General features: G+C 62.8%; 8 protein-coding genes. 2 read left to right on the top strand and 6 right to left on the bottom strand.

Features of this window, described 5'->3' with window-relative positions:
• The coding region (locus tag VGY55_11955; protein ID HEV2970674.1) for a tetratricopeptide repeat protein at positions 1-1,819 on the bottom strand (1,819 nt) is incomplete at its 3' end.
• A gap of 222 nt (positions 1,820-2,041) precedes the next feature.
• Here VGY55_11955 and VGY55_11950 point away from each other — a divergent pair.
• Positions 2,042-2,740, top strand: a complete 699-nt coding sequence (locus VGY55_11950; GenBank protein HEV2970673.1) for a pirin family protein — start codon at positions 2,042-2,044, stop codon at positions 2,738-2,740.
• Positions 2,741-2,744: 4 nt separating this feature from the next.
• Here the strand turns inward: VGY55_11950 and VGY55_11945 are convergent, their stop codons facing one another.
• The 4 genes from VGY55_11945 to VGY55_11930 all read right to left on the bottom strand — a co-directional run bounded on the left by VGY55_11945 (position 2,745) and on the right by VGY55_11930 (position 19,178).
• On the bottom strand, positions 2,745-3,599 hold the full coding sequence (locus VGY55_11945; protein HEV2970672.1) for a gluconate 2-dehydrogenase subunit 3 family protein: 855 nt from the start codon (positions 3,597-3,599) through the stop codon (positions 2,745-2,747).
• 74 nt (positions 3,600-3,673) lie between these two features.
• Positions 3,674-5,221 carry a GMC family oxidoreductase gene (locus VGY55_11940; GenBank protein HEV2970671.1) on the bottom strand — a complete coding sequence of 516 codons (1,548 nt, stop codon included), beginning with the start codon at positions 5,219-5,221 and terminating at the stop codon, positions 3,674-3,676.
• Positions 5,222-5,466: 245 nt separating this feature from the next.
• Positions 5,467-11,559: an autotransporter-associated beta strand repeat-containing protein gene (locus tag VGY55_11935; protein HEV2970670.1), complete on the bottom strand. Its 6,093-nt coding sequence runs from the start codon at positions 11,557-11,559 to the stop codon at positions 5,467-5,469.
• 692 nt (positions 11,560-12,251) lie between these two features.
• Positions 12,252-19,178: an autotransporter-associated beta strand repeat-containing protein gene (locus tag VGY55_11930; protein ID HEV2970669.1), complete on the bottom strand. Its 6,927-nt coding sequence runs from the start codon at positions 19,176-19,178 to the stop codon at positions 12,252-12,254.
• Positions 19,179-19,792: 614 nt separating this feature from the next.
• Here VGY55_11930 and VGY55_11925 point away from each other — a divergent pair.
• Complete coding sequence (locus tag VGY55_11925; GenBank protein ID HEV2970668.1) at positions 19,793-20,953, top strand: DNA-binding transcriptional regulator; 1,161 nt, start codon at positions 19,793-19,795, stop codon at positions 20,951-20,953.
• Between the two features lie 294 nt (positions 20,954-21,247).
• Here the strand turns inward: VGY55_11925 and VGY55_11920 are convergent.
• The coding region (locus tag VGY55_11920) for a response regulator (protein HEV2970667.1) at positions 21,248-21,721 on the bottom strand (474 nt) is incomplete at its 5' end.

The raw sequence follows: 21,721 nt of genomic DNA, 5'->3' as shown, positions 1-21,721 counted from the left end.
CGAACAATCGGGCTGCTTCGGAAGAATCATTTGCGGCCAGCGTTTCGCGCAGCCGGCGCATGGCATGCTGGCGCACTCCGACCGAGCCCTTCCAGACCAAGACCTCGGCGTAGACCTTCTCGATCGGCAGCTTCGCTCCATCGGCAACCGCAAGCAAGCTGCCCAGCGCTTCCTCGGCCTTGGAGAACATGTTCAATTGCTGTCGCTCCGATTGCACGGCCGCAGTCAGATCCAACTGCTCGCGATAAATGTGCAGGGCCTGGAGGAAGAGGGGCGCGGCCTTGGCGTCATCGCCCATCGATTGATAGGCCACGGCCAGGTTGAAAAGGTCGATTGCGTAACCGGGATGTTTTTCGCCAAGCGACTGCTTGTCGATTTTGAGCACCTTCTCGTGCAGCGCCGCCGCCTTCTCGAACTTCCCCGCGGCCTGATAGAACGTAGCCAGATTGTTCACGCTGACGGCGAATTCAGGGCGATTCTCGCCGAACGCGTTTCCGGTGATCACCAGCGCTTCGACGAGCAGCGGCTGGGCCTTGGCATCCTCTTCCATCGACTGGTAGAGCAGCCCCAGATCGTTCAGGCTCTTGGCATACGCGGGATGCTGCTCTCCGAAGGTTGCCTTACGAATCTCGAGCGCCTGGCGATAGAGCGGCTCGGCACGGGCGAAATCGCGCCGATCGCGGTAGATCGCCGCCAATTCGTCGAGAGTGTCGGAATAGGCTGGGTGCTTCTCGCCGAGGGCCTCCTTGCGAATCGCTAGCACCCGACGATAAAGCTCTTCCGCTTTGACGTCGTCGCCGGTCGAAGCGTAGAGTCCCGCAAGATTGTCCAAGCTCGTAGCATAGGACGGGTCTTTTTCGCCGAACGCCGCCTTGCGGATTTCGATCGCTTGGCGATAGAGCGGCTCAGCCTTGACGTAATCCCCGGTCAGGTCGTACAGCACGGCCAGGCTGTTGAGCGACTGTGCATAATCCGGATGCTTGTCACCGAGCAACTCTTTGCGAAGCTGCAACGCTCGTTGATAAAGCGGCTCGGCTTGGGTGTAGTCCCCCGTCGCGGCATAGACCTCTGCTAGATTATTCAAACCGACGACGTAGCTCGGATGCTTCTCGCCGAGAACTTCCTTATAGATCGCGAGCGCCTGCCGAGCGAACGAGCCGGCCTCGGAAAACTCGCTCAACGATTTGTGAAGGATCGCCAGATTGTTCAGCGTATTGGCGTAACCCACATCCCTTTCCCCGAGGAGCTTGCGGGCGATGTCCTGGGCCTCGACGGCCGGAGAGAGCGCGTCACGAAACTTGCCCTGGGCGTAAAGCTTGCCGAAGGAGCTGCCCAATTGATTAGCGCGGAGAAGTTGGCGGCGCTCGTCGGGAGTGAACTTTTCGAGCAACGCCGCCTTGTCGAGCGCGAGTCGGGCGTCGGTCACTCGCCAGTCGCCCTTTCCAAGCAGCTTGCTTACGAGCGCAAGCCGTTCGGCGAGGAGCTTCCGGGCGGCGGCGTATTCCTCCAACTGCTCATGCAAACCGGCCGTGTAGTCGAGGCCGAACGCCAATTCCTGAGGATGATCGCCCGCCATCTCGCGCTCGATGACCAGCACCTTTTCCGCAGCCGCGAGCGCCTCGGCGAGCTTTCCCTCGTTGCGAAGCTTTTGGACTTCGATCGCCAAGCGATTGCGTTCGGCGATTTGCTCTTTCTCGTGGGATGAGGATTGCTTGCCCGAGTCGGCTTGCTTGTCGGGCGCCGCTTGCTGAGATCGAGCCTCGGAGGGCAAGCACAACGTCATTAGCAGGCCGAGGGCGAGAACGAGACGATACGCCATAGCAATTGAACCGGACTCGCGTGTTTCAGAGTCAGAGTGCATGTGTCGTCTCGACCGAAACAGCCACCGGTTTCGCCTCAAAAACCACGACATTTTGCCACATCACTATAATACTGGCGAGCGAGGGCATGGGAACAAGCCGAATTTGCCGTGCCCGGCGCAAATCACGAACAAGAATTCGCTCCCCGTATAATGATTGCAACGAAATCGAACGAGCCAAACATGATCCGCATCCGCAAATCGCTCGACCGGGGCCATGCCGACCACGGCTGGCTGAACACCTATCACACGTTCTCCTTCGCAGACTACTACGATCCGGCGCAGATGGGGTTCCGCTCGCTGCGCGTGATCAACGAGGACCGGGTCCAGCCGGGCATGGGCTTCGGCGCCCACGGCCATCGCGACATGGAGATCGTCACCTATGTCCTCGAAGGGGCGATCGAGCACAAGGATAGCCTGGGAAACGGCTCGATCCTCCGGCGCGGCGAGTTCCAGCGCATGTCGGCGGGGAGCGGCGTGCAGCACAGCGAGTTCAACCCGTCCGCCGCTGAACCGATTCACTTCTATCAGATCTGGCTCTTGCCGAAGACGAAAGGCATCGAGCCGAGCTATGAGCAGAGGTTTTTCCCCGACGAGGAAAAGCGCGGCAAGCTGCGGCTCGTCGCCTCTCCGGACGGCGCGGATGTATCGCTCACCATCCATCAAGACGCCAAGGTTTATCTCTCGACGCTTGTTCCCGGTGACTCGGTCGCACACGCGATCGCGCCCGGCCGTCACGCCTGGCTGCAAGCCCTCCGCGGCAGCGTCACCGTCAACGGCATCCCGCTCGAAACCAGCGACGGCCTGGCGGCCAGCGACGAGCCCGGCCTGGCAATCGTCGGCAAGCAGCCCGCGGAGATCATGCTGTTCGATTTGGCGTGAACTGTTAGCCCATTTTTTTGGTGGGCACGTCGCTCTTCAATGCCAGCAGATTTCCGAAGGGGTCGCGGAAGAATGCTAGCCATACGTCGAAGCCATTCCAATTGCGGGCGATGACGTGGGGATCGCTTTCGACTTTCACGCCGCTGGATTTGAGCAGCGCCGCCTTCTTCTCGATTAGGCCGGGCTCGCCCTGAACGCGGAAATAGATCACGGAATTTGGCGGCACGGAATCCCCTTTGAAGAGCACGATATTCATGCGGTCGCAGGTGAAGAACTTCATCGTTCCCGGCACGTCTCCGGATAGTCGCAATCCGAGCACGTCGCTGTAAAACCGCTCTGCTTCGTCCAGATCGGTGCACGAGAGTCCGATCTGGTCGATGGGGCCGAGTTTCAAGGATTCGTTGGTTGCCACGGTTGCTCCTTTTTGACGTGGAACCATGTTTGTTTGCGGCTGATCGAAATCGGGGTAGCCGCCGGTCGCGGTTGAGGGGCCGGGGAAGCCAATTCGTTGCCAGACGCCCGGGTCGCTGAGGTAGAGCGCGGAAACGTCGAGCCGCAGTTGCTTGAAGAAGGCGGGGAGCCGATCGCGAAGCGTGGCGATGAGTTCGTGGATTTCCGCCGGCGTCAACTTGGCGAGGGGTCGGCCGTGTTTTTCTTGAGCGAGGGTCGCGGCGGTTGCCAAGCCCTGTTGATAGATCGCTGCGTTAACGCCGTTTTGTATTTTCTCGTCTAAGCGCGCTGCGGCACTGACCTCCGCGGCGCCGGCGTCGATTTCGTCCGCCGGGATGATGCCGTTGGCCAAGGCCGCGAGCGCGGCGAGATGGTCGGGGATGAGTGGGGTAATCGAAGGGTTAGTCATAAGTTCGTTTGCGATTGAGTCTGATTGAAGGCACCCTCACCCCGGCCCTCTCCCGGAGGGAGAGGGAGAAAAACTCACGGCCCGAAATCTCCCCGTCGCGCCACGGCGGCGATGTGATCGGCGGAGCGGCTGGCGATGGCTAGGGCGGTGAGCGTTGGATTCACGCCGGCCGAGGTGACGAACACGCTGGTGTCGCAGATGAACAGGTTGGCGATGTCGTGCGATTGGCAGAATTCGTTGACGACCGACGACTGCCGGTCGCTCCCCATCCGGCAGGTGCCCATCGCGTGGGCGCCGTAGTTCAGGCCGATCCGCACCTGCCGCGCACCGGAGGCCGACATCATCTCGGCCGCCTTGTCGCGGGCGGCGGCGGCCAGCTTCAGATCGTTGTCGCACCATTCGTAGGTGACGCGGGCCACCGGCAGCCCGCGGGCGTCGCGGACGTCCGGGTCGAGCGTGATCCGATTGTCGGCCTGCGGCAATCCCTCGGCATGCGCCCACCAGGCAGCCGTGTGGGCGTAGTCGCGCAGAAACTGTTTGAACTCCGCGCCGTAGAACGAGCCGCTCAGATTCGCATAGGTCACCGGCGTCATCATATAGGAGAGTAGGATGAAGCCGCGGGCGTATACGTTCTCCGGCCGCGGGCCATAAAAATCCTGCACCATGACGTGCCCCATCTGCATTCCCTTGAAGGCATTGACCGGCTCGTCGAACGTGCCGAAGACCTGCCAGGTGGGATGGCTCATCAGATAGCGGCCAACCTGGCCGCTGGAATTCGCGAGGCCGTCGGGAAAGGTTGGATTGGCGGAGAGGAGCAGGATTCGCGGCGTTTCCAGGGCGTGGGCCGCGATCACCACGAGCCGCGCGTTCACGCGCTGCTCGCGGCGTTCGGCGTCAAAATAGCTCACTCCCGAAATGCGACCTTTCGCGCGATCGTATTCGATCCGATGCACGAACGCCTCGCTCACCACCCGCGCGCCGAGCCGCTCCGCCTTCGCCAGATACGTGCCGGAGGCCGTGGCCTTGGCGCCGGTCGGGCAGCCCGAGCCGCACCAGCCGCAATAGATACAGGCCGGCCGGTCGTCGTAAGCCGTCGAGTTGATCGCGATCGGCGGGGCGAAGGGCTTCGCGCCGAGCTGCCGCGCGCCGCGGGCAAGAAGCTGTGCGTGCCAATTCATGCGATGCGGCGGCATCGGCAATTCGTATGGCTCCGGCGCGAATGGCCCGCATTCGCCGGCGACGCCGAACTCGCGCTCGACCTTTGCGTAATACGGGCGAAGATCGTCGTATCCGATCGGCCAATCCGCGGCGACGCCCTCGGTCGAATAAGTGCGAAAATCGGCCGGATGAAACCGCGGCATGACGCCGAGCCAAGCCAGCGTCCCCCCGCCGACCCCAACCCCGGCCTTCGGCGCGACGGCATGCTTCCCGGCAACCGCGCGCGGCTCGGTCCAAAGAATCTTCGCCCCGTTCGCCTCGGAATTGGCAAGGTCACCAGGCGCGAATCGCTTCCCCGCCTCGAGAACGACCACCGATAATTCGCGATCAGACAACTCTTTGGCCATCAGGCTGCCGCAAGCCCCGGCGCCAACGATCAGAACATCAAAGGATTCAACGGGCATCGTGATACGCTACGAGACTTTGACGCATCGCCAGACTTCGAAGCGATGGCCCTTTCAACGACAGGGCACAGTATAGCACGGCGATGGCCCGCGCTAGAATCAGGACGATCGGCGGTTTGTCCGAAGAGGGTCGTGTCTGCCAGCCAGCGGAGGCGCATAAAAAACCCCGCTGACCGAATGAATCGGCCGGCGGGGCGTATCTGACGCGGCGGCCTCGACGCACGCCGCGGAACAGAAGCAAAGAATCACCTCCGAATGATCTTGCGCCGCAAGGCCGCGAGCAGAGCAATTCCTCCTCCCAACGCCATGAGCAAGAGGCTCGCAGGCTCGGGCACCGATGACAGGCCGCTGCCAAGATTAGCTCCCCCCAACGACGATCCGCTGCCGGCCGACGATCCGCCGGAGGCAAGCAAGCTCGATCCGCCGTCCGTGCCGGCGGCGAACGGGCCGCTCGGCGAAAGCGAGCCGGCCACAGCGAATCCGCTTGCCAGCGGATTGCCGCTGGCGTCCGAGGCGGCGATCGTAACGAGGGCGGCGCTGGTCGCCGTGCCGCCGATCACGAGAGAAGACTGCACGATGTGATCGGCCGTCAGGTCGCTGCCGGCGTCAACCACAGTGTCTCCGGTCCCGTCGATCGCTCCAACCTGTTGATGCGTGCCGCTGACGACGACGCCTCCGCCGGACGCTCGGGTGCTGCTATTGATGATATGCACACGACTCGCCGCGGAAGCCGTCGACGACAAATCCGAGAAGGACCCGGCCAATTCCAAGGTCGCGCCCGAGGCAACCATGGCAGTGCTTCCGGCGCCGATCGTCGCCGCACCGGAGGTGTTATTGAACCGCAAGGTGCCGCCGGCCGCATTGATGTTGCTGCCGCCGTTAATGGTCGAAGCTCCTTGGATCTCCATCGTTCCAGCGTTGGCCTTGGTGATGGTTCGCCCGGCGCCACCGGTAGTGAGCGAAGCCAGCGTGAGCTTGCCAGTGCCGGCGCCGTTGTTGGCCACGTCGAAAGTCGTCGTGCCGCCGCCGCTCACCGACGTCGCGCCCAGATTCAGGCCATACGGCAAATCCGTACCGTAGCTTGAGCCCGTGACGAACAGTGTGTTGCTGCCAATCGATAAAGTGCCAAGGGATGCCGACGGCGTCCCGCTTACGTCGATCGTCGAATTCCCCGTGACGACGACGTTGTTGGCGTATGCGAACACCGGGTTGAATGCCTCGACGAGCTGAACCCCGTTGAGGCCCGAATTGCCATTGCCCCCGGGATTGGGCCCCAACAAGGTCAAGGTGAGGCTGCCGTCGCTGCGCCCGCGGAACACATAATAATTGGAAGAATTTGCCGAGGCGAGGTCCACGCCGGTGGCCTGTACGAAGCCGGCGAACGGACCGGCGCCGGCTGTGCCGAACGTCGTGGTGGTGGAGTCGGCGTTCAGTGTCATGCTCGAAATCTCCCCACTGAAAGGACTCGCGGCAAAGTAGGCATAAGCGTCATATAGAGGGAACGGGATATTGCTCATCGTGACGTCGATGTGGTTGGCGCTCGGAGGGTTAAAGTAATTCATATAGAGCATTCCATCCATCAGTTTGCGGTCGCCGGTGTTCAGCGCCTGCCCGCTGGCAACGGCGAATTGGCCGTTCGCGTTGAAGGCCAGAGTCACGGCCGTGGCGGCGCCGGTTTTGTCGACCACCGTGCCGGCGATCGGACCATCGACGTTGGTGTTGCTGCCGCTGCCGGCGGTATTAGTGACGCCGGTGCCGTTGACGTTGTTCCAATTGACTTGAGGCGAGACCCCCGCGCTATCGGTCGCCAATAGCAAGGTCGGCGCACTACCGTTGTTCGCCCCCTCGAAATTGATTCCGATTGCATTCCTGACCCCGCCCGTCAGTTGCAGCCGGCCTCCCGACATGTTCACCGGTCCGGCGCCCAAGACGGTGTTCGTCGTTGTCGCGGACAATGTGCCGTCGGAAATCGTCGTGCCGCCCGAGTAGCTGTTGTTGCCGCTCAGGGTCAGCGTTCCGGAGCCGGTCTTGCCGAGAATGCCTCCGGCTCCCGACAAAACGCCGCTATAGGCAGAGTCGGTGGCGTTGGATCCAGCATTCAACGTGACGGCCGTGGCGGCGGTGTCTGTCAATGAGAGTTTGCCGGCGCCAGCCAGACCGCCAACATTGAACGTATGCACGCCCGAGCCGAACTTCAGCCCGTTGTCGACGCCAATCGTAACGGTGCTATCCTGCGCGGCGTTGGCATGATTGAGCTGCACGGCGCCGGCATTGATTGCCGTGGCGCCGGAATAGGAGTTGGCATTCGAGAGCGTGAAGGTTCCGCCGCCGTTCTTGACCACGCCCCCGATGCCACTGATCGAACCGGCAAACGTGGTGTTATTGCCGTTGCCACCGGTAATCAAGTTCTTCGTGCCCAGATTGACGGAGGTCGCCGCGCTCGCGGAACCGAGCGAGCCGATCGTCTGGTCCGACACGACGCCGGACATGTCCAGCGCCGCCGCGCCGCTCATCGTCACGGCCGTAGTGCTCGGCAAAATATTGGCTGCGACGGCCGACGTGAGAGTCACGTTCGCGGAGATCGTCGTGCTTCCTCCGTAGGTGCTGGCCCCGCTCAGGGTCAACGTCCCCGGACCGCTCATCGTCACCGGGCCGCTTCCGCCGATCGCGCCGGCGTACGCCAAGTCAGTCGGGTTGGCGAAAGACAGCGAGCCGTTATCGAGGATATTGCCTCCCACCGAGCCGTTGTTGGTCACGCCGTCCCCAAGCTGCAACGATGAACCGCCGTTGATCGTGGTCGGACCGGAAACGGAATTCGCGTTCGTCAATGTCAGCAGGCCGGCGCCGGCGGCCGTCAGGGCGCCGCCGCCGCTGATCGCGTTCGAAATCGTTTGAGGATTGGGGTTGGCGACCCTCAGTGAACCGCCGTCGCTGATCGGTCCGATCACCGAACCGTTGCCCGTGCCGTCGCCAAGTTGCAGGGTGCCGCCGAGAATCGTCGTCCCTCCCGTGTTTGTTTCGGTCTTGTCGAGCACCCAGGTGCCGGCGCCCGACTTGAGCAAGGCCAAGGTCGTGGCGGCGCCGTCGGCAATGACGCCGCTGATCGTGTTGTTCCCGGTGTTGCCGCCGGTCAGGGTCAGCACGGTGCTGCCCGCCGCCCCGCCCGTGATCCCGCCGCCGATCATCAGGACGTTGGTGCTACTGGGGGCGTTGCTGGAAAACGCATAGCTTCCATTGGCCCCTTCCAAGACCAATGGAGCGTTGATCGTCTCGGTCTTCGTGATCAGCGCCGTGGTCTGAATCTGGCCTCCCGCGGTCAGCAGCAAGGCGTTGCCGCCCGTCGTGCCGATCACATAGGCCCCCGCGACGGCCTGGTCGAACGTGATGTTCTGCAGGTTGCGATTCAAGTCGGGCGCCGGGGTCAAGATGTTGCTGGCGGTGGTGAAGTCGGCCAGATCCGTGTTGGTGGTGGTCCCATCGTGGACGCCGGGAACCAAGCCATTCACCCAATTGGCCGCGTTGGCCCAGTTGGTATCGACGGCGACGGCCTTCCAGGTCGGGGCCGGAGTGACCACCAGATCGATTTCCTTTCCTCCCGGATTGCTGAATGCCTCTTGGAAGCCGGGGATGCCAATGCCGATGCCGAACTTCGTATTCGTGAAGTTGGTCGTCGTCGAATCGGTGATGAGCTTGTAGGTGCCCGTGCCGAAGCTCCCCAGCCCTCCGGCATTCGCGTTATCGATCAGGTTCACGACAACGGACCCTGCGGCCGGCAGGGTCAAGGCGTTACTGACGGCGAACAGATCGGCAGTGACGCCGGCGCCGCCCACCCCCGGCGTCCCCAGCACGAAGGTCGTGTTCGCGCCCGCGTCGAGCGTCAGCGAAGCGGCACTGAAGGTGTTAATGTCGCCGGCGGCGATGGTCCCGGCCACGCCAGTGGTTTCGGGGCCGTGAACGTGCACGGCGCCGGCATTGGCGCCGGCTCGAGCAAGCAGTGTCGGAGCGCCGGAGGCCGCCGCCCCGCCGACGTCCACGGAGGAGCTGTTCGCCAGCGATGCGCCGGCGCCATTGAGCGAGAGGGTGCCGCCATTGATCGTCGTGGTCCCGCTGTAAAGCTGGGTGCCGGTCAGATGCAACGTGCCGGAGCCGATCTTGAGCAAGTTGGCCCCGTCGGCCGCCGTGCCTAAAGCGCCGGTGAACGTGGTTTCCGAGTTGTTGTTGCCGACGCTGAGGGTGACCGGGGAAGAGCCGCCGTCGGTAAGCGACAGATTGGCCGAGCCCGTGAGGCCGCCGAAGGTGAACGCGCCGATTCCCCCCACGAACTGCACGCTGTTGTTGAGGCCGGACGTCATTTGCACGGTGCTGTTCTGCACCGCCAGGGCGTTCCCGAGGAACAAGGTCGTGGGACCCAGCGCGCCTGCGCTGCTAATGACTCGCGTGGTGCCGTTATAGGTGTTGGCGCCGTTAAGCGTCAGGTTTCCAGTGGCGCCCGCATTGCTGTCGGTGAGCGTCAGGCCGCCGTCCGTGCCGGCGCCTGAGTGGAGCAGCGGCTGAGCAATAGTGATGACGCTGCCGTTGGTGTCGATCACGGCCCCGCCGGCTTGAACGTTGGCGGCGTTCAGCCCTTGCATGAAATTAGCCGCGCTAGCCGTGGGGCTTAGGGTCCCGCCATTGAAGTTGAACGTCGCCGTGTTGCCGGCGAATGACTTTTGGATGAGCGGCGTGTTCAAGATGCCGCCGCTTAGATTATAAGTGCCCGTGCTGGTGGTGACACCCGCGCTGGCTTGGCCAAACTGCAGGGTCCCGTGTAGTATGTTGACGACGCCGCCGCTTTGGTTGAAAACCCCGGTGCCGTTACCCCAGCCGAGCACGATTCCCTGATCTGAGGCCACGGAGGCGTTCAAGACGGTGGCATTCGGTCCGGAGGTAGCGCCGCTAATATTGTAGGTGCCGGTCGATCCGGCGCCCCAGCCGAGGGGAACCTGGTGGCCGGAATTGATCACGCCACCCGTCTGATTGACGATGCCGGTCGAATTGGCGCCCCACCCCACAGCAATCTGAGTCGAACTATTGAGCACGCCGCCCGCCGGGTTGGCCACGGTGGCCGACATATTGTACGTGCCCACAGCGCCGGTGCCATGGCCTAAAGAAATAATATCTGTGTCTGTCGTCACGCTGCCACCGCTCTGGTTGAAGGTGGCGAACGAGCCGGCGGCAAATCCTACGTGGAGAGCGCTATTTGTTTCGAGCGTGCCGCCGCTAATCGTGTAAGTGCCGTGGCCCCCGGTTGCCGCGCCCATATCCAAGCCGTAGTGATGGGCGTTGACATCCGTTACGGTACCGCCGGTCTGGATGAAGGTTCCGGTCCCCTTGTTGCCAATGATGAAATTATCAGCCGCAGGGAAATCAAGCGTGCCGCCGCTGATGGTGTAGGTGCCGTTGGCGCTGGCCAAGTTGTCGCCGATAAGCATGCGGCTGGTCACGTGCACGGTGCCGCCGCTCTGATTGATGAAGCCGTTGGTGTCCTCGCCGAGATAAATCCATTGCGTGTTAACCGTTCCGCCGGAGACGTTGAACGTCCCCGTGCTGGTCCCGGCGGCGCCGTTATTGGCGCCGACGAACAGCCAAGAGTTGAAGTTCGCCGTTCCGCCGCTCAGATTGTAGGTGCCATTGCCGACGCCCCCCGAGGTGCCGTTCGTGCTGCCGCCAAGGGCAAACCAGTTTCCAGGGCCCTGGTTGAAATTGGCAGTGCCGTCGTGCTGGTTAAACGTGCCGTTGCCGCCGTTGCCAATCTGCATTTGCTTGGTGGTTAGCGTCGTCGCGGCGCCGTACATATTCATGACGCCGACGGAGCCGACGTTGTTGCCGATGCTCAAGCTGCGATTGCCATCGTTGCCGACCGTTAAAGTGCCCGAGTTGAGGTTGTAGACGCCGTTTCCGACGGCCCCGCCCTCCGCGCCGCCGATATTAAGGCTTCCCGTGGTGGTCACGGACGTGGTGCCGGCGTCGCCGATCACCCCCTGGTTGAACGTGCTGACCGGAGCGGTCCCGCCCCCCGTTTCGCCGACCTGGATCCGGGTGGCGCTGACGGCGCCGGTGCCCGTGAGATTGTATTTGCCGAATGCGCCGGCGTTCACCGCCCCGATCCGCAGCCGACCCGGCCCAGTGGGGCCCGCGTTGGCCTCGGAGCCCGAAAGCGTCAGCGTGTCGCTCGACTGATCGACCTCCCCGCCCGCGACACCGTCAAATAACAGGCTATCGATTCCCGCCGTGGTACCCGGCATCGAAGTGATGGTGGCATCGCCACCGTTGCCGACGTGGGCGTTATCTCCGGCCATGGTGCCCGGCGGGCCGCCGGCGGGGGTCCAATTCGCCGCGTTGTTCCAATCCGCCGGGCCAGCGACATTCCACTGATAGTCGACTTGCCCACTCGCGGGACGTGTCGGGAAAAGCAGAAAGCAAGCACTGATACACGAAAGCAGAATAATTGCCCGACGTGAATTCCTCGCAATGAGGCGTTGAAAAATTGAACGCGGCGCGCTATTGAGCATGGGCCTACTCACGTAAAGAGAACCTATTGATCCAAGAAACGCGGACCAGACGAACGAGCCGACCGACCGCGACCAACGAACAGAGAGGACGCCCGATAAAGCGTGACGACCGGCGCGCGATTGCATCCGCGGACTAATGAGACCCGATCCTACAGCGCTGACTGTAGTCCCGGATTCCATTGAAGTCGATGAGTTTTTACGTCTTTTAAGATACGATTTTTAACGGTGTCTTCCGCTTTGGATTCAGAGCCTATCCGAGAACCGCCGGGGAGTGTCCCCTTTTGCGCAGTCCGCGGAGCAAAACGGGGACTGTCCCCTTTGCCCAGGCGGTTCTCGGATAGGCTCTCAATGTCCTACCCCAATTTCCGTTTCGCGTTCGTCGCGCAGCGCATAAAAAACCCCGCTGACCGAATGAATCGGCCGGCGAGGCGTATCTGACGCGGCGGCCTCGACGCACGCCGCGGAACAGAAGCAAAGAATCACCTCCGATTGATCTTACGCCGCAAGACCGCGAGCAGAGCAATTCCTCCTCCCAACGCCATGAGCAAGAGGCTCGCAGGCTCGGGCACTGATGCCTGGCCGCTGCCAAGATTAGCTCCCCCCAACGACGAACTACTGCCGGCCGACGATCCGCCGGAGGCAAGCAAGCTCGATCCGCCGTCCGTGCCGGCGGCGAACGGGCCGCTCGGCGAAAGTGAGCCGGCCACGGCGAATCCGCTTGCCAACGGATTGCCGCTGGCGTCCGAGGAGGCGATCGTAACGAGGGCGGCGCTGGTCGCCGTGCCGCCGATCACGAGAGAAGACTGCACGATGTGATCGGCCGTGAGGTCGCTGCCGGAGTTGACCGTGGTGACGCCACCGGTCCCGTCGATTCCGCCCGTTTGTTGGTGCGTGCCGCTCACCAATAAACTTCCACGATTGACGACGTGCGCACGCAGCACGGCGGTCGCCGGGCTCGGCGGCGAGTCGGGAGACGACAGGTCCGAGACGGAGCCGGCCAATTCCAAGCTGGTTCCGGTAGCCACATTCACCACCGTCCCGGCGCCGATTGTCGCGGCACCGGTCGTGTTCTTGAATCGAACTCCGCCCGCGTTCACATTGATGACGCTCGCCGCGGTGAGCGTGCTAGCGCCGTCGATTTCCAATATTCCCGCATTGACCTTGGTGATCGTGCGCGCGGCGCCGCCGGTATTCAACGAAGCCAAGCGGAGGGTTCCGACGCCGGTTCCGTTGTCGGCGACATCGAACGTCGGGTTGCCGGAAAGCGTCGCCGCGCCCAGGCTCAAGGTGAAGGGCGAGTTAAGGACCGAAACGTCGCCGGCCCCGGTGATGAACAGCGTCGTGCCCCCCATCGACAGGTTGCCCGAGATCGCCCCCGTCGCCGAGCCGGTAAGATCGATCGTGGCGTTGCCCGTGAGGGTCAGCGCGTTGGCCATGGCCACGGGCGGGGTGGCATTGACGAATTCGAGCCCATGCAGCCCGGCGTTGTTGGTGTCGCCCATCAAGGTGAAGTCGATTTCCCCGGCCGCCGTCGGAACGCCCGAGAACAAGAGATAAGTGGCGTTCGCCGCCGTGGCTGCCGTCGTGGCCGTGCCCTGAACAAAGCCGGGGCCGCCATTCGCGACGCTAAACATATTGTCGTCGGTAATGAAGTAGAAAGGCCCAGTTGCGCTCTGGGTGACCGTGCCGTGCCCGGTGCGGCCGTTGCCGTCGGAGCCGACATAGGCATAAACATCGACCCGGGTGTAGGGGAGGTTCTTCATCGTAACGGCGGTCAGGTTATTCCCGCCGAAGTTCAAGTCGAGATAGCCGTTCATCAGCACGTCGTTGGGAGTCGGATTATTCTGCGCGACCCCCCAGGTGTTGTTGCTTTGGAAGGCGATGGTGGCCGCCGTAGTCGCGCCGTTGCTATCGACGATCGTGCCTCCCATCGGAGAGTCGATATTGGTGTTCGTGCCGCTGCCGGGAGTATTGCTGACGTTGTTGCTATTGACGTTGTTCCAATTGGAGACTGGGTAGACGCCGGCAACGTCGGTTGAATTCAAACTGGTCGGGGCCCCGCCATTGCTGCCCCCTTCGAATTTGATGCTGATAGCCGGTTTGACGGCCGGCACCACGGCCGCGAGCTGCAATTTGCTGCCGCCCGAAATCTGGATGGTGTTGGTGCCGAGCGATGCACTATCCTGCACGACCACGGTGCCCACGCTGATATTCGTGCCCCCGGTATATGTTCCAGCGCTGGGCACGATCAACGTGCCGGCGCCGATCTTGCTCACGCCGAAAGCGCCCCCGATACTGCCGACGGTCAGGGTCGTGTTAGCCGCCGGGTTGAACGTGGAATTCGCGGTGAGCGTTGTCGTGCCAAGACTGAGGCTCGAGCCGGCGTCGCCGGTGAGATTGAGCTGCGCGCCGATCGATAGATTGCCCATCGATGCGGCCGAAGGGGGCGCTGTGCTCGTTACGTTGACGGTCGAGTTGCCGGCGACCGTCAAGCCGGCCGCATAGGCTTGAGTGGCGGTCCCGTTTCCGGCCAAGTTCAGGGTCGATCCCGTGTTCAAGGTCACGGGGCCGCTGCCCAACGGCGTCGCGGCCGCGTTGGTCGCCGTCACCCAAGGACCGGCCGTGACAGACACTCCGGCAGCGACATTTAATCCACCACTCCAGGTGCTGTTGCCGGTCAGGGTGAGCGAGCCAGGGCCGCTCGCCGCTACCGCGCCCGCGCCGAGGATCGTGCCGCCATAAGATTGCGCACTCGTCGCGCCGAACGCCAACGTTCCGGCGCTGACCGTCGTGGTTCCGCTATAAAGCAGCGGCGTCGGGGCATCGGTCAGCGTGAGCGTGCCGGTGCCCACCTTGACGAACGACGCTCCGTCGGCCGCGGCGCCCAACGTGCCCGCGTAGCTTGTGTTCGCATTATTGTTGCCCACCGACAGCGCAATCGGAGCAGGCGTCGCGCTCGTGTCGAGGAGCGAAAGATTGATTGGGCCGGCGCCGCCCGACAACCCGCCGAGGGTGAACGAGCCGATTCCTCCGAGGAACTGCACGCTGTTGGCAACGGTATAGTTCAGGGTGCTATTCTGCAAGGCATTGGTGTTGCCGACGCGGAGGGTTCCGGTCACGTTGGTCGTGCCGCTATAGGTATTATTGCCAGTGAGCGTCTGGCTGCCCGCGCCGCTGACGGTCAGGCTCAGCTTGTTTCCGACGCCGGAGCCATCCGCCAACACGCTGGCGTAGGATGGAGTTGCCGCGGCGGGAACGTTGATCGTTAGCGTCGCTGGGCCGCCATTGGTCGTGACGGTGCCGCTACCAAGGGCGCCGCCGATAAGGCCGGAAATCGTAACGCTGTTGCCGTTCAAGTCCAAAATACCCGTGCTGGGACCAGTGAACAGCACGGCATTCGGGGTGGTGGAATTGAGAGCGCCCACGTTGCCAACTCGCAAAGTGCCGGCGGCGATGGAAACTGCGCCCGTGAAGGTATTGTTGCCGGCCAGAACCCAAGTCCCGGCCCCGGTTTTCGACAATCCGACGGACGGCGCGGTTCCATTTCCAATGACACCGCTAATCGTGTTGGCGCCCGTGTTGCTGCCCGTCAGGGTCAACACGGTGATTCCGGTCACGCCAGTGACGCCGCCGGCGATGTTCAGCACGTTGGTCGCGGAGGCAGGGCTGCTCGAAAACGTGTAGTTCCCTTCCAATACGAGTGGGGCATTGACCGTCTCCGTATTAACGACGGTCGAACTGCTCTGAATCGACCCCGCAGCGCTGAGGCGCAGGGCATTGCCGCCGTTGGGGCCGGAATCGCCAATCGTATAGGCGGCGGCCGAGGCGGTGTCGAAGGTCAGCCCCTTTACATTTCGATTCAAGTCGATTTTGATCGTTGTATTGCCGTTACCCGCGCCGCTGAAATCCGCGATATCCGAATTGATGGTCGAAGTTGTCGAGCCGGGAACTGTGCTGCTCCAATTCCCGCCAGTGACCCATTGGTTGTCCGGCTTGGCAAGCCCCGTCCAAATCAATTGGACGACGTTCATATCGATCTCGGTCGTTCCTACCTCCGTGAAGACATAGGAGTCGCCCGGCGCCGGCGAGCTGATGGGGCCGAACGATGTCGAGCTGAAATTCGCGATGCTCGCAGCCGTAAAGAGCTTGTAAGTGCCGAGACCCAAGCTTCCCAGTCCGCCGGCGTTCGCGTTGTCGGTGAAGTTCAAGGCGACGCTGCCGCTTGCCGGCAACGTCAGCGCGCCGGTCACGGCCATCAGATCGGCATGGCTCCCGGCCGGTGAACCACCCGTGCCGGGCGCGCCGAGAACAAAACTCGCGTTCGCGCCGGCGTCGAGAATCAGAGACGCGGCATTTAAGGTGCCGATATCGCCAACTGCGATGTTGCCAGCGACCGAGGCTTCAGGACCATGGACATGCACGGCACCGGCGCTCGCGCCGCCTTGCGATAACAGAGTCGGCAGCGTGCCCGAGCTAACTTGGCTGAGCAACGAATTCGCTCCGCCGCCGACATCCACCGAGGAGCTATTCGCCAGGGAGGCGGGGGCCCCGCTCAACGACAGCGTGCCCTGGTTGATCGTGGTGCCGCCGGTGTAAAGCTGAGTATTGGTCAAATGCAGCGTGCCGCCGCCGATCTTGACGAGCGAGGCCCCGTCGGCTGCGGTGCCCAATTGACCGGTGTAGGTAGTGGTCGTGTTGTTGTTGCCGATGCTGAGCGCGATCGGCGCGGGGCTGCTGTCGGAGAGCGACAGATTGCCCGCACCCGTCAACCCACCGAGCGTGAACGCGCCGAGAACCGTGACGCCGTCGCTCGCGAAATGATTGAAATGCACGCTGTTGGTGACTGTCAGGTTCAGGGTGCTGTTCTGCAGCGCCAATGTGTTGCCGAGAATCAAAGTGGCAGTTTGCCCGGCGCTGTTCGTGGTGACATTCGTGTTGCCGTTGAAGGTATTAGCGCCGGTGAGCGCGAGGCTGCCGGCCACGGAATTGATGCTGCTGCCGGTCGGAGTATTGGCCGTCACCGGTATGCCGCTCGAGTCGGCGAGCGTCAGGCCGCCGTCGAGTCCCGCGGGCGGAACCGGCGGATTGCTAACCGCCGGACCCAAAGTGGAATCGTGGGATAAGACTTGGGAGATGGTGGGGTTGTAGCCGTTGGTGTCGATGATCGCGCCGCCGACTTTGATATTGGCGGCCGTCAAGGCCGGCACCGGCGTTCCGTCCGCCAGATTTGGATTGCCCGGGCCCATGAAGATCGGGCGGTTCCCCGTAGGAGCCGCGACTTGCAGAATCCCGCCATTGAAATTGAACGTGCCGGTGCCGTTCACGTTAATCTTGTAGACGGCGGCCGTATTCAAGATTCCGCCAGATAGGTTGTAGGTTCCGTGGCCGGCATTGGAATTCGCGCCATTGAACCCAACCCCCTCTACCCCGGCGGCGGCTGTCGTGGCTGTCACGAGCCCGCCGTTCTGGTTCATGGTGCCCGTGGCGCCCCAGCCCAGCAAAAGCCCCTGTCCACCGTTAGCGTTCTCAACCTGGGTACTGGCGACTAGAGTGACTGCATTCGGCCCGCCGGCCGGACCGCTAATCGTGTAGTCGCCGGTCGCGCCGTTGCCATCCCCCAGCGACACGTCGTTATGGCTGGTGACGGTGCCGCCCGTTTGGATGAAATGCCCGGTTCCATTATTGTTGCCACTGCTCGTGTTGGAACCGATCACGATTCGGCCCGTGGTGAGCGAGCCACCCATCATGTTGTACGTGCCGCTCGCACCGGCATTACCGCTTGTGCCGGCGAAGAGCCAGCCGCCACCGGTATTGACGGTAGTGCCTGCCGACTGGTTGAATACGCCGACTCCGCCGTTATCCACGTCCAGGTCGCTGCCGGTGGTCAGCGAGGCGGTGCCGGTGATATTGAATGTGCCGTGGGATGTGGCGCCGCGGGCATTGACCATGCGCGCGCCCACGTTCATCGTTCCGCCGCTCAAGTTGTAGGTGCCATTTCCGCCGTCGCCTACGAACATCCAGCTACCGCCGATCGGACCATTGAACGTGCCGCCAGTTTGGTTGATTACGCCGACCGACCCAGCGCCGTTGGCCACGTGGGCGTCGCCGTTGGTGGGTATTTCCAGGTCTCCCGTGCCGGAAATCGTCAGAGTGCCGACACTGCCAGCGATGGCGGGCCCGCCGGTGCTGACACTGTCGCCAACGAATAAGCTCCCGTTATAGTTATTCCCAACCGTCAGCGTTCCGGCGCTGAGAGCGTAAGTGCCGGTGCCACCGGCTGCACCGATATACAACCGACCTCCGACATTGTTCGTTCCGCCGGTTTGTTTGAACATGCCGGTGGAACCGTGCGCACCCGTGCCCGTGCTGGCGCCTTCGCCGACGACTTGCCAGGCGGCATTGATGGAGCCGTTGCTGGGGTTGAAGGGCGAACTCAGCGCTCCGCCGCTCAAGTTGTAAGTGCCGGTGCCGCCGTTTTGACCGACGAACAACCAGTTGCCGTTGCCGGTCTCGATATTCGCGGTGCCGCCGGATTGGTTCACCGTGCCCGTCGCGTTGGCCGTATCGCCAATATGGAAATCGCCGGCAGAGACTTCCAAGTCGCCGGTGTTGCTGATGTTCAAGACGCCGACGGAGTTGCCGTTGTACCCGATAAACGCGCTGCCTCCGGCGCCAGCGGCGCCGCCGGCCGCGCCTCCGGCGGCACTGCCGACGGTTAGAGTGCCTTCGTTGAGGTTATATACGCCATGCCCGCCCGCCGCGACGGCGGGCGTCGTCGCATCAGCGCCGCCGATATACAGCCGGCCGGTGGTAGTGACGTTCGAGGTGTCGCTTGCGGCGTTCCCTTGGGTGAATGTGCTGGCGGGCGCGGTCCCGCCCCCGGCTTCACCGACATGGATCTCGATCGCGGAGATGCTGCCGGTGCCGCCGACGCCGGCAATGCTGCCCAGTTTGTACTTGTCGGCCTGGCCGGTAACACCCATTCGCAATTCCCCGGGACCGACGGGCACCGCCAAGGCATCCATCCCCGTCAGCGTCAACGTATCGCTGGATTGATCGACTTCGCCGGCCGAAGTCCCATCAAAAAGCAGGTTATCGATCGTGGGCGTTGTGCCCGCGGTGGAGGTGATTTGAGCAATGCCGCCATTGCCGATGTGAGCGTAGGCCCCGTTGGTCGCGGTGAGCGCGCCGGGGTTGGCAGGCACGGTCGCCGGATTCCAATTCGCCGCGGTATTCCAATCGGCCGGGCCGGCGACATTCCAAAGATAATTGACTTGCGCACTTGCGGGTTGCGTCTGGGAAAGCAGAATACAAGTGCAAATACACGAGGCCAGAACAACGATCAGACGCGAATTCAGCGGAACGTAGAAGTGTTGGAAAACTGGACGCCGCGCGCTAGTGAGCATGGGTCTACCCAGGGAAAGAGAACCAATTGATCCGAGAAACGCAGACCAGACGAACGAGCAGAAAGACCGCGACCAACGAACTGACAGAACGCCCGACAAAGCGTGACAGCCGGTGCGCGATTGCATCCCGGACTGACGCGATCCGATCAACAACGCTGACTGTAGTCCCGCATTCGATTAAAGTCGATGAGTTTTTACGTTTCTTAAGATGAGTTTTTTAACGGCATCATCCGCCTTGGTTCCAATGGAGATGGACAGCCATGCCTCTTTCAAGTCAACCGCGAAACCGGAGGAGGTTTCCAACGGAAATTGCCGTCCGCTTGAGATAATTTTGAGAGAAGCGGTTCGCGGGGCAGGTCAAATCCGCTCGTCCGATTGACGCACCGCATCGCCCTGCGCAGACTTAGAGCCTATCCGAGAACCGTCTGGGCAAAGGGGACAGTCCCCGTTTTGCTCCGCGGACTGCGCAAAAGGGGGACAGTCCCCGGCGGTTCTCGGATAGGCTCTTAGAACACGGCGACGGCGCGCCGTTTGTTTTCGATGCCAAGGTGCGCAGCGGCCGCCGATCACGGTGAACGTATTCGCGCCCGAAGGCAACGCCGCAGTGCAAACACATGGCCAAACGCCCGCACGTCGCCCTGCTGATCGAAACCTCGAACTCCTATGCCCGCGGCTTGCTTCGCGGCGTGTATGCCTATCTTCGCGAGCATCGGCCGTGGTCGATCTATTTGCCGGAACAAGGGCGCGGCGATGCGCCCCCGAACTGGCTGAAATCGTGGCACGGCGATGGGATCATCGCGCGGATCGAGAATTCGCGGATCGCCAAGGCGGTGCGCGAGACGGGAGCGCCAGCGGTCGATGTCAGCGCCGCCAGGCTCATGCCGGAGCTGCCCTGCATCGAAACCGACAACGAGGCGATCACGCGGTTGGCGTTCGAGCATCTGTTCGAGCGCGGCTTCCGCAACCTGGCCTATTGCGGCGACGACCGGTTTCAGTGGTCCGTCGAGCGCGCGTTGTGGTTTGGGGAGATGGCTCGAGAAGCGGGCTGCTCGCTCGCCGTTTATCCACACGCCGATCGCAGACGTGCCGCGGCGGCCTCCTGGGAGCAGGAAGAAAAGGAACTCATGGCGTGGCTGCGGCATCTTCCGAAGCCCTGCGGCATGATGGCCTGCTACGACATTCGCGGACGGCAGGTGCTCGATGTGTGCCGCCGCGGCGGGGTCAAAGTCCCCGACGAGCTGGCCGTGGTCGGAGTGGACAATGACGATCTGCTTTGCAATCTCACCGATCCGCCGCTGACAAGCGTCGCGCCCGACACGCATCGCACCGGTTTCGAGGCGGCCGAGCTGCTGGATCAATTGATGGCCGGGCGGAAGGTGGCCGGCGGCTTGTGCCGGATCAAGCCGACCGGGATCGTCACTCGGCAGTCGACCGACGTGCTGGCCACCGCGGATGCCGAAGTCTCGTCCGCCGTGCGCTTTATCCGCGATCACGCCTGCGACGGCATCAAGGTCGAGGACGTGCTCAAGATCGTGCCCATATCGCGGCGGATCTTGGAAAGCCGATTCAAGCGAATGCTCGGACACACGCCGCATGAAGAGATCCTTCGCGTGCAATTGCAGCGGGTTAGACAACTTCTGGAGGAAACCGACCTGTCGCTCGCGGCGATCGCCGACCGCGCCGGTTTCAAGTACGTCGAGTACCTGAGCGTCGTCTTCAAGCGGCACTTTCATCAGCCGCCGAGCCATTATCGCGCCGAGCATCGCTCCTCGTAGGGCGGTGAAAAACCTCATAAAAAAGACGCGGCTTCTCATTCTCTTGCTGCCAGCGGCGCTCTACTATCAGTCAGAGTAGGAGCGGTCGCAAGACGGGGCGTCGGCGCCGCCCTTCCGGCGACTGTCGAGGATCGCCGCGAAGGCGCGGCGCCGACCCCGTCTTGAGACCGCCCTCTCTTGTGACCGAAATCATGCCGTCGCCGACTCGTCGTCCGTGCCTTGTCCGGATCGAGTTTAGCGGTAAAGCGGTCCGCCATTCGCGAATTCCGCTACAAGGCGCGCGCAGCGGCTAGCTCATCGAAGTCCAGCCGAGGGAGAATCTTCGCACCGCCGCGCCTCGGGACGGCCTTCCAGCGATGTCAACAACAACTGCAAGGCGTCCAGCCCGACCGGCTTGACCAAATGGTGATCGAATCCGGCTGACTTCGACCGGGCGAGGTCTTCGGCCTGTCCCCAGCCGGTGATCGCCACCAACGGCAAATCGCGAAACTCCGGATGGCTTCGGATTCGCCGCGCGACCGCGTGGCCGTCCATCCCCGGCATGCCGATGTCGATCAGGGCGACGGCCGGCCGGAAACTGGCGAGGTTTTCCAGCGCCGCCGGCCCATCGTAGACGACGCGCACTTCGCCCCCTAAGAACCGGAGCGTCATCGCCAGGCTATCGGCGGCGTCACGGTTGTCGTCGACCACGAGGATCCGAGTGCCGCGCGGAATGGCAGAGGCGCTTTGGCTCCGGCCCGCATCCATTTGGGCCGGCTCTTCCCGCGG

This window comes from Pirellulales bacterium, from assembly GCA_035939775.1.
GTDB lineage: Bacteria > Planctomycetota > Planctomycetia > Pirellulales > DATAWG01 > DASZFO01.
Note: the sequence above shows the minus strand (reverse complement) of the source record. Positions and strands in the feature narration are given on the sequence as shown.